The organism is Streptomyces sp. NPDC086077 (assembly GCF_040686175.1).
GTDB lineage: Bacteria > Actinomycetota > Actinomycetes > Streptomycetales > Streptomycetaceae > Streptomyces.
Window position 1 is genome coordinate 1 of sequence record NZ_JBFBJT010000314.1, and the last position, 1,707, is coordinate 1,707.

A 1,707-nucleotide genomic window follows, 5' to 3' on the forward strand; every position below is an offset into this window, starting at 1 on the left:
CTGGGCTCGTACCCCATCACGCCGGCCTCGGACATCCTGCACGAGCTGAGCCGGCACAAGAACTTCGGCGTGCGCACGTTCCAGGCCGAGGACGAGATCGCGGGTATCGGTGCGGCGCTGGGCGCGGCCTTCGGCGGTTCCCTGGCCGTGACGACCACGTCGGGGCCGGGTGTGGCGCTCAAGAGCGAGACGATCGGGCTGGCCGTGTCGCTGGAGCTGCCGCTGCTGGTGGTGGACATCCAGCGCGGCGGACCCTCGACCGGTCTGCCGACCAAGACCGAGCAGGCCGACCTGCTGCAGGCGATGTTCGGGCGCAACGGTGAGGCTCCGGTACCGATCGTGGCGCCGCGCACGCCGGCGGACTGCTTCGGTGCGGCGCTGGAGGCGGCGCGGATCGCGCTGACCTACCGCACTCCGGTCTTCCTGCTCTCCGACGGGTATCTCGCCAACGGTTCCGAACCGTGGCGGATCCCGGAGCTGGAGGAGCTGCCGGATCTGACGATGCAGTTCGCGCAGGGCCCGAACCACACCCTGGAGGACGGCACCGAGGCCTTCTGGCCCTACAAGCGCGACCCGCACACCCTCGCCCGCCCCTGGGCGGTCCCGGGCACGCCCGGTCTGGAACACCGGATCGGCGGCATCGAGAAGCAGGACGGCACCGGGAACATCTCCTACGACCCGGCCAACCACGACTTCATGGTCCGCACCCGGCAGGCGAAGATCGACGGCATCGACGTCCCCGACGTCGAGGTCGACGACCCCGCCGACGCGAAGGTCCTGGTACTGGGCTGGGGGTCGACGTACGGGCCGATCACGGCGGCGGTACGGCGGCTGCGCACGGCCGGGCTCCCCGTCGCGCAGGCGCATCTGCGTCACGTGAACCCGTTCCCGCGGAATCTGGGAGAGGTGCTGGCGCGTTTCGACAAGGTGGTGATCCCCGAGATGAACCTCGGTCAGCTCGCCACGCTGATCCGGGCGAAGTACCTCGTGGACGCCCAGTCGTACACCCAGGTCAACGGCATGCCGTTCAAGGCCGAGCAGCTGGCCGCGGCGCTGAAGGAGGCCATCGATGGCTGAGACGTCCCTGGAAGGCAGCGGCACGATCGAAGCGCTGTCCCTGGTGCCCAAGGCCGCGGGCAGGCAGTCCATGAAGGACTTCAAGTCCGACCAGGAAGTGCGCTGGTGCCCCGGCTGCGGTGACTACGCGATCCTTGCCGCCGTACAGGGCTTCATGCCCGAACTGGGTCTGGCGAAGGAGAACATCGTCTTCGTCTCCGGCATCGGCTGCTCCTCCCGCTTCCCGTACTACATGGACACCTACGGGATGCACTCCATCCACGGCCGGGCCCCCGCGATCGCCACCGGCCTGGCCGCCTCCCGCCGCGACCTGTCCGTCTGGGTCGTCACCGGCGACGGCGACGCACTCTCCATCGGCGGCAACCACCTCATCCACGCCCTGCGCCGCAACGTCAACCTCAAGATCCTGCTGTTCAACAACCGTATCTACGGCCTGACAAAGGGCCAGTACTCCCCCACCTCCGAGGTCGGCAAGATCACCAAATCGACCCCGATGGGCTCGCTGGACGCCCCCTTCAACCCGGTCTCCCTGGCCCTGGGCGCCGAGGCGTCGTTCGTCGCCCGCACCGTCGACTCCGACCGCAAACACCTCACCGAGGTCCTGCGCGCCGCCGCCGCCCACCCCGGCAC

Annotated in this window: 1 protein-coding gene and 1 pseudogene; both read left to right on the top strand. The window is 69.2% G+C overall.

Features of this window, described 5'->3' with window-relative positions; genetic code table 11:
* A pseudogene (locus AB0O67_RS37295) lies at window positions 1–1,077 on the top strand (2-oxoglutarate ferredoxin oxidoreductase subunit alpha); the annotation flags it as partial.
* A partial coding sequence (locus AB0O67_RS37300) for a 2-oxoacid:ferredoxin oxidoreductase subunit beta (protein WP_365460552.1) occupies window positions 1,070–1,707 on the top strand: 638 nt, incomplete at its 3' end. The pseudogene AB0O67_RS37295 and the gene AB0O67_RS37300, both read left to right, overlap by 8 nt.